The sequence below is a fragment of the Streptomyces sp. NPDC056479 genome (genome assembly GCF_042795335.1).
In the GTDB taxonomy this organism is placed as follows: domain Bacteria; phylum Actinomycetota; class Actinomycetes; order Streptomycetales; family Streptomycetaceae; genus Streptomyces.
Map to the genome: position 1 here is coordinate 995,766 of NZ_JBHTRZ010000003.1, position 8,360 is coordinate 1,004,125.

Consider the following 8,360-nt stretch of genomic DNA (forward strand, 5'->3'; position numbering starts at 1 on the left):
CCACCCAAGGAGGTTCGCCATGACATCCCGCGTACAGCTCGCCCTCCGCGTCCCCGACCTCGCCGAATCCGTGGCCTTCTACACGAAGCTCTTCGGCACCGAGCCCGCCAAACTCCGCGACGGCTATGCCAACTTCGCCATCGCAGAGCCTCCGCTCAAGCTCGTCCTGATCGAAGGAAGCGCGGGCGAGGCGACCCGCATGGACCACCTCGGCGTGGAAGTCGACAGCACCGAGGCCGTCCACGCCGCCACCGCACGACTGGGCGAGTCCGGCCTGGCAACCGCTATGGAGAACGACACCACCTGTTGCTACGCCCTCCAAGACAAGGTCTGGGTTCACGGCCCCGGCCAGGAGCCGTGGGAGGTCTACGTCGTCAAGGCCGACGCGGACTCCCTGACCAAGCAGCCGGGCAGCACCTGCTGCGCCGACCCAGCCTCGGCCGACACCGTCTTGAAGGAGCCGGCCGTCGCGGGCGGCTGCTGCTGATCCGCCGAAGACCGACCTCCACACAAGCGATGCCGTGACCGGGACGGGGGACTGGCCACTGCCTCGCGCTGTCCTGCCCGCCCTGCGCTACACCCGGATCATCAGCTGAGGCCCGCAGACTGAGACGAGCAGGCGGCGGCGACGTTGAATGGGCTGTTCAACGACCGCCGTGCGCGAGCGATGCGTGAGCGGATGATGCGGCAGAGGCCGTCACGCGTGGACTCAGCACGAAGCAACACCCGCTCCGACCAGGCGTTTCCGGACACCGAAGCAGCGCCCGGAACCACCCATCAAGATCGCTCCAGGACTCTTGATCCGCAGGAAGCCATTTCTAACGCCAGATTGACGTGGCCCGTGACCCCTGACACTGGGCACAAGTCCGCTTCGCCCTGTAGACGAGCGCATGAGTTTCGCAATGCCGTGAGTAGCCGACCAGGCCCCCACCACGGGCGGCCGGCTCCGGCTCCTCACCAGAGAGCCCCAACAGGTCAACGACGGCACGGCCCCTCGTCGGCGCGCCCAGCCGGATGAAAGTCCCAGCCGGCCCTGGCCTTCCCGTACCGGGACCTTGGGAGCTGGTCCTTCAGGTCACCAACCACCAGAGCCCTGCGCGCGTTTCGGCTTCCCTCGTCTCTTGGCCACGCCTTCGATCGTTGCCACAGCGTCACCGACGCGCACCACACCTTTCAGCCCTCCCACCCTCCGAAGACCACGATCTGCGGTTGAACGGACTTCTGCGGCTGCGCTCTCTCCGACAGGAGGCCACCGTGAAACAGGAGCTCAACAAACGCCAGATTGCCGTGCTGCACTGGGTCGGCCAAGGGTGCCCCAGCGGCGTATGGGAAACCAGCACCTACAAGATCACCTGCGTAGCTCTACAGAACCGAGGACTTCTCACAATCTCCAAACGGAGAGGACAGTGGAACACCACGCTCACCGAATCCGGCCAGCACTATCTGACCCATGGCACGTACCCAGCGATGCAGCCTCGCACCTCAGAAATCGGGAGACCACGAGCGGCCAGGAATCCGGATCCCGGCAAGCCCGAAACCCATGGGACACCAACCGAACCCACAAGCCGCACCACCCCACTTTTGCCCCCGGAAGCACCCCCGAAGCGCACAACGCTCACAGACCAACTCCTGGAAGAGCTGGCCGAGAACAACGGCTGCATCATCAAGACCAACACCGGCGGACCCAACGCCGTGAACTGGTCCGCACGCGTCAACGCCGCACGCAAGTCCGGAAAGATTCCCAAGACGAAAGAGCTGTACGGATTCCGGTCCAGCAAGGGCTACGAGATTCGGCTGGTCGATATCCCTGCCTGGCGGCTGGCTGACCTCACCCCCGTACCGGTACCGGCCAGAATCAGACAACCTCATGCCGTGGTCAGAGACTTGCAAAGCCAATCCCAGCCCATGGGCCTGACCAAGGACATCCAGGGGCGGTCCCTGCGACTCATTCAGGCACTCATCACTGCCACCGAGACTCGGGGATATGTCGCCAAGATCGGAGCGACGCGTGGCGCTCCTCCACCACATCGGCGCCGAAGCGCTCCACCCCACTTCACCATTACCGCCCAAGGGCAGCCAGTCGGATTCCTCGTCCTGCAAGAACAGGACCGAAGCGAGCACACTCCCACCGAGAAGGAAATCGCCGAGGCCAAGAAGCACACCTGGGTCCGCATCCCCCGCTTCGACTACAACCCCTCCGACCGCCTCCGCTTCATCCTCCGCGGCGGCAATCCCCACCGAGCCACCGAATGGGCCGACACCCCCGGCCGCCCCCTGGAAGACCAACTCGCAGAGATCGCACAGGAAGTGGTTCTCCGCGGAGAGGCCGCCGAACGCAAGCGACTGGCAGACCTGGAAGCGGCCAGACAGCGGAGACTACGCTGGGAAGCCGCGATGCAGCAGGCCCGCATCGACTACGCCGAGGCATTCCGCGTGAAGCGCCTCGAAGCCCAGGCGGAAGCATGGCGCCACGCGACTCGGCTGGCCGAATACGTCGCCGCCGTCCGAGCCCAAGTAGAAGCTCTGCCGGCCGGGCAGGAAAGGGCCAGAGCCGAGGCATGGCTCGAGTTCGCCGACGTACATCTCGAGCGCCTCAACCCTCTGAGCACGACTCCCCAGCTACCCGACGTCCCAGAACCCCGTCCTGACGACTTGCGGCCCTTCCTCCGCCATTGGAGCCCGCACGGCCCCAACTCCTACTGACTCGGCAAGGTTTCGGTAAAGCCCTCAGGCGGATCCCAGCATCTCGGGCTCCCGACCTGCAGCCCAAGACGCCTGATGACACGTCAGAACATGCGTCAAACGTGCGTCAGACATGCGCCGCGTGCGTCAAACATGCGTCAAGATATCGCCCGTAACGCGCACAGCGCACATAACGCACATCACCCGAACCTGCAGGTCAGGCGCCCTTTGCCGCAGGCTCAAGGATCGCGACACACTCAACGTGGTGCGTCATCGGAAACAGATCGAACACCCGCAGCATCCGCACCCGATACCCCCCGTCCCGGAAGTACCCCAGGTCCCGAGCCAACGCCGCCGGATCGCAAGCCACATAGGCGATCCTGCGCGCCCCTAGCGACGCCAGATGCGCCACCGTCTGCCGGCCCGCCCCCGCCCGCGGCGGATCCAGCACGATCAGGTCCACCTCGGTGATCCCGGTACGCGGCAGCACCGACTCGACCTTGCCCTGCTCGATCCGTACCCGGTCGAAGTCGGCCAGGTTGTGCCGGGCGTCCTCCACCGCGCGCTTGCCGGACTCGATGCCGAGGACCGCGCCCTGGTCGCCGAGGCGGTCGGCCAGGGCGCCCGCGAAGAGGCCCACGCCGCAGTACAGGTCGAGCGCCATCTCGCCCTTGCGCGGCAACAGGCCCTGCATGACGGCCTTCACCAGGGTGTCCGCGGCCTTCGGGTGGACCTGCCAGAAGCCGCCGCTGCCCACCCGGTAGGTGCGGTCGTCCGCGCGCTCGCGGACGAAGGGGCGGCCGTGGACGCGGTGGACGCCGCCGTCCTTCTCGCCGATCCGCATCACCGACACCGGCCGGTCCAGCTCCACGATCGGCAGGCGCGCGCCCGGCCGGGGCGCCAGGATCACCTGACGGTCCTGCGAACCCGTCGCCGCGATCGCCTCCACCGACGCCATGCCCGTCCAGTCCCGCTTCTCGACGCCCAGCTCGCTCACGCCCTCGGCGGCGATCATGCAGTGGTCGATCGGCTCTACATCGTGCGAGCGGTGCCGGCGCAGTCCGGCATGGCCGTCGGCGTCGACCGCGTACTGCACCCGCGTGCGCCACTGCGGTACCTGCCCCGCGGGCAGCTTGTCGCCCTCGGCCGGCATCACCGTGCCGTCCCAGCCGACGTCCTCCGGCGTCAGTCCCGCGAGCCGCTGCAGCTGCTCGGCGACGACCTCGCCCTTCATCCGGCGCTGCGCCCCCGGCTTGGCGTGCTGCCAGTCGCAGCCGCCGCAGCGGCCGGGGCCGGCGAAGGGACAGGGCGCCTCGATGCGGTCCTTGGAGGCCGACAGGATCTCGACCGCGTCCGCGCGCAGGAAGCGGTCGCCCTCCTCGCCCTCGGTCACCCGGGCCACGACCCGCTCACCCGGCAGCGTGTGCCGGACGAACAGCACCTGGCCGGCGTCGGTGCGGGCGATGCAGTGCCCACCGTGGGCGACGGGGCCGATCTCGACCTCGTACTCCTCCCCCACCAGCGACTTCTTCTCTTCTGCCTGCATGGTGGGGTGACTCCAGATCGAGAGGGGCGGGCACGGCCCTCTCCAGAGGTCTCCTGAGGGCCTGACAACAGCCCACCAGTCTACGTGCTCCCGACCCCCGTCACTTCCGGGCCTCGGTCTCCTTGGCCCGCTCCTGCGCCGGCCCCCGTCGCACCGCACCCGGCGCGTTCCACTCCCCGCGCTTGCGGGCGCGGACCTTCGCCGCCTCCGAGGACTGGAGCTGATAGGGCACCGAGGTGACCATGATGCCCGGCGTGAACAGCAGCCGGCCCTTGAGCCGCAGCGCGCTCTGGTTGTGCAGCAGGTGCTCGTACCAGTGGCCGACCACGTACTCGGGGATGATCACCGACACCGCGTCGCGCGGCGACTCCTTGCGCAGCCCCTTCACGTACTCGATGATCGGCCGCGTGATCTCGCGGTAGGGCGAGTCGAGCACCTTCAGCGGTACGTCGATCCCGCGCCGCTCCCACTCCTCGCGCAGCGCCTTGGTCTCCGCCGGGTCGACGTTGACGCTGAGCGCCTCCAGGGTGTCCGAGCGCAGCAGCTTGGCGTAGGCCAGGGCGCGCAGCGCGGGACGGTGGATCTTGGAGACCAGGACGACGGAGTGCACACGCGACGGCCGTACGCTGTCGTCGCTCGGGCCCTCGGGGGCGGCGAGTTCGTCGGAGACACGGTCGTAGTGGCGCCGGATGGCCGTCATCGTCACGTAGAAGATCACCATGCCGAGCAGCGCCACCCAGGCGCCGTGCGTGAACTTGGTGACGAGGACGACGACCAGGACCAGGCCCGTGAAGAAGGCGCCGAAGGTGTTGATCGCGCGGGAGCGGATCATGTGGCTGCGCTTGGCCTGGTCCTTCTCCGTCGCCAGGAGACGGTTCCAGTGGCGGACCATGCCGATCTGGCTGAGCGTGAAGGACACGAACACGCCGACGATGTACAGCTGGATCAGGCGGGTCGAGTCGGCGCCGTAGATCCACACCAGCAGCACGGCCGCACCCGCGAGGAGCACGATGCCGTTGGAGAAGGCGAGCCGGTCGCCGCGGGTGTGCAGCTGGCGCGGCAGATAGCGGTCCTGGGCGAGGATCGAGCCGAGCACCGGGAAGCCGTTGTAGGCGGTGTTGGCCGCGAGGAACAGCACCAGCGCGGTGGCCGCGGCGAGCACGATGAAGAAGAAGCTGCCCTTGCCGAAGACGGCCTCGGCGACCTGCGTGATCACCGGGTTCTGGACGTAGCCGGAGCCGACCGCTGCGCCGTCCTTGATCAGGTCCACGGCCGGGTTCTCGGCCATGCGGACCTTGGTCACCATGGCGAGCCCGATGATGCCGCAGAACATGGTGACGGCCAGCAGGCCCATCGCCGCCAGTGTGGTCGCGGCGTTCTTCGACTTGGGCTTGCGGAAGGCCGGGACGCCGTTGGAGATCGCCTCGACGCCGGTGAGCGCGGCACAGCCGGAGGAGAAGGCGCGCAGCAGCAGGAAGACCATCGCGAAGCCCGCCAGGCCCTCGTGCTCGGGCTTGATCTCGTACGACGCCGTGGGTGCCCGCATGGTGTCGTCGAGGACCAGCCCGCGGAACGCGCCCCACGCGATCATGATGAAGACGCCCGCGACGAAGACGTACGTCGGGATCGCGAAGAGGCTGCCGGACTCCCGCACGCCGCGCAGGTTCATCACCGTCAGCAGCAGGATCACCGCGGCCGCGCACTCGACCTTGTGCTCGACGACGAAGGGTATGGCGGAGCCGAGGTTCTCGATGCCGGAGGAGATGGACACGGCGACGGTCAGGACGTAGTCGACGAGCAGGGCGCTCGCGACGGTCAGGCCCGCCTTGGGGCCGAGGTTGGTGGTGGCCACCTCGTAGTCGCCGCCACCGCTCGGATAGGCGTGCACGTTCTGCCGGTAGGAGGCGACGACCGTGAACATCAGCACGACGACCGCGACCGCGATCCAGGGGCTGAAGTGGTAGGCCGACACGCCCGCGATGGAGAGGACCAGCAGCACTTCTCCCGGCGCGTACGCCACGGAGGACAGCGGGTCGGAGGCGAAGACGGGCAGCGCGATGCGCTTCGGCAGGAGCGTTTCCGCCAGCCGATCACTGCGCAGTGCGCGCCCGATCAGAATCCGCTTGGGCACGTCGGTCAGTTTGGACACAACAGAGAATCGTAGGCCCCCGGCCTGGGGCGGAGCACATCCGGGTGAAATCGCGCACGGCGCGGGGGTGAATTCCGTCCTCCGCCCGCGTCCGGCGCCGAGCCGGACGGCGTCCACATGCCTGATATGACCTGCGTCGGTACGCTCATCACATCCGGGAGACCCCATGTCGCAGACGACCGCTCAGCTCGTCGGAGCCCTCGTCTCGCTCGCCGGACTCTGCGCACTGGCCCTCGCCAGCGTCCGCAGCTTCAACCGCCGTTGAGGGCCCGTACGGGGCCCGGCGGGCCGAAGGTTACGGTGGACCGAGGCACACGCGCGTCCACCATCCGTACCGCGAGGGATCATTCAGGCCATTCCCCGGCATGATGTTGCCCAGCGGTCCGCGACCGGCCCGCGACCGTTGCCCGGCGAACCGAGAGAAGGTTATGAGCACCACGTTCACGCAAGTCAGACGCCTCACGAGGAGTGCGGGGTAAACGCCGTGCACATCGTCATCATGGGTTGCGGAAGGGTGGGCTCCGCTCTGGCCCAGACCCTGGAGCAACAAGGGCACACGGTCGCGGTGATCGACCAGGACCCCACCGCGTTCCGGCGGCTGGGCCCCGGTTTCGGCGGCCGCCGCGTCACCGGCGTCGGCTTCGACCAGGACACCCTGCGCGAGGCGGGCATCGAGGAGGCCGGCGCCTTCGCCGCCGTCTCCAGCGGCGACAACTCGAACATCATCTCCGCGCGCGTGGCCCGCGAGATGTTCGGCGTGGAGAACGTCGCGGCCCGTATCTACGACCCCCGCCGGGCCGAGGTCTACCAGCGTCTGGGCATCCCCACCGTGGCCACGGTCCGCTGGACGGCCGACCAGATGCTGCGCCGCCTGCTGCCCTCGGGCGCCGAGCCGCTGTGGCGTGATCCCACCGGCGGCGTCCAGCTCGCCGAGGTGCACACGTCCACCGACTGGGTGGGCCACAAGATCAGCCGGCTCCAGGAGGAGACGGGCGTCCGCGTCGCGTTCCTGACCCGGCTCGGCGAGGCGATCCTGCCCACCTCGCAGACCGTGCTGCAGGAGGGCGACCTGGTGCACGTCATGATGCGCACCGACGAGGTCGACAAGGTCGAGGCGGCGTTCGCCAAGGGTCCCGAAGAGGAGGGCGGTCACTGATGAGGGTCGCCATTGCCGGTGCCGGTGCGGTGGGCCGCTCGATCGCGGGCGAGCTGCTGGAGAACGGCCACGAGGTCCTGCTCGTCGACAAGGCGCCGACCGCCATCTCGGTCGAGCGGGTCCCGCAGGCGGAGTGGCTGCTGGCCGACGCCTGCGAGATCACGTCCCTGGACGAGGCGGCGCTGCAGCGCTGCAACGTGGTCATCGCGGCCACGGGTGACGACAAGGTGAACCTGGTCGTCTCCCTGCTGGCGAAGACGGAGTACGGCGTCCCGCGCGTCGTCGCCCGGGTGAACAACCCCAAGAACGAGTGGCTCTTCAACGAGTCCTGGGGCGTGGACGTGGCGGTCTCCACGCCGCGTCTGATGTCGGCCCTGGTCGAGGAGGCGGTGAGCGTCGGCGACCTGGTCCGCCTGCTGCGCTTCAGCCACGGCGACGCCAACCTGGTCGAGCTGACCCTCCCCGAGGAGTCTGCGCTGGCCGGCACTCAGGTCGGCGACGTGGAGTGGCCGCAGGACACGTCCCTGGTGACGATCATTCGCGGCACCCGCGTCCTCACCCCGTCCCGCGAGGACTCCCTGGAGGCGGGCGACGAGCTCCTCTTCGTGGCCGCGCAGGCCCGCGAGGAGCAGCTGGAGGACCTGCTGTCGGTCCGACGCGAGGACACCAAGAGCTGAGCCTCTGGCCGCTCACGACGACGGAGGGGGGACCGTCTGTTTCGGGGGCTCCCCCTCCTCTTCCCGAAATGAGGAAACCCCGGACTCCCCGTCCTTGGGGGAGCCCCGCCTTTTAGGGAATTCGGGGTCTCTTGCGGTTCCTCCCCCCCT

Annotated in this window: 6 protein-coding genes; 4 read left to right on the plus strand and 2 right to left on the minus strand. The window is 68.4% G+C overall.

The window, feature by feature from the left end; translation table 11 throughout:
* The first annotated feature begins 19 nt into the window (after positions 1–19).
* Complete coding sequence (locus tag ACFQ6S_RS15930; protein ID WP_383408863.1) at positions 20–487, plus strand: ArsI/CadI family heavy metal resistance metalloenzyme; 468 nt, start codon at positions 20–22, stop codon at positions 485–487.
* 767 nt (positions 488–1,254) lie between these two features.
* Entirely contained in the window at positions 1,255–2,703 is a 1,449-nt protein-coding gene (locus ACFQ6S_RS15935; protein ID WP_383408866.1) for a hypothetical protein, read from the plus strand.
* Positions 2,704–2,899: 196 nt separating this feature from the next.
* Here the strand turns inward: ACFQ6S_RS15935 and ACFQ6S_RS15940 are convergent, their stop codons facing one another.
* Together ACFQ6S_RS15940 and ACFQ6S_RS15945 are read right to left on the minus strand one after the other, a co-directional pair.
* A complete protein-coding gene (locus ACFQ6S_RS15940) occupies positions 2,900–4,228 on the minus strand; it encodes a class I SAM-dependent RNA methyltransferase (RefSeq protein ID WP_383408869.1) in 1,329 nt (442 codons plus the stop codon).
* A 100-nt stretch (positions 4,229–4,328) separates the two neighbouring features.
* The gene (locus ACFQ6S_RS15945) at positions 4,329–6,377 is read right to left on the minus strand and encodes an APC family permease (RefSeq protein WP_383408872.1); all 2,049 of its coding nucleotides are present in this window, start codon (positions 6,375–6,377) and stop codon (positions 4,329–4,331) included.
* A gap of 484 nt (positions 6,378–6,861) precedes the next feature.
* On the opposite strand from ACFQ6S_RS15945, the gene ACFQ6S_RS15950 reads away from it, so the two are divergent.
* Together ACFQ6S_RS15950 and ACFQ6S_RS15955 are read left to right on the plus strand one after the other, a co-directional pair.
* Positions 6,862–7,533 (plus strand): TrkA family potassium uptake protein, encoded by a 672-nt coding sequence (locus tag ACFQ6S_RS15950; RefSeq protein ID WP_190075035.1) that lies wholly within the window; start codon positions 6,862–6,864, stop codon positions 7,531–7,533.
* The gene (locus ACFQ6S_RS15955; protein WP_383408876.1) at positions 7,533–8,210 is read left to right on the plus strand and encodes a potassium channel family protein; all 678 of its coding nucleotides are present in this window, start codon (positions 7,533–7,535) and stop codon (positions 8,208–8,210) included. The genes ACFQ6S_RS15950 and ACFQ6S_RS15955 overlap by 1 nt, the downstream gene beginning before the upstream one ends.
* Positions 8,211–8,360: the final 150 nt, after the last annotated feature.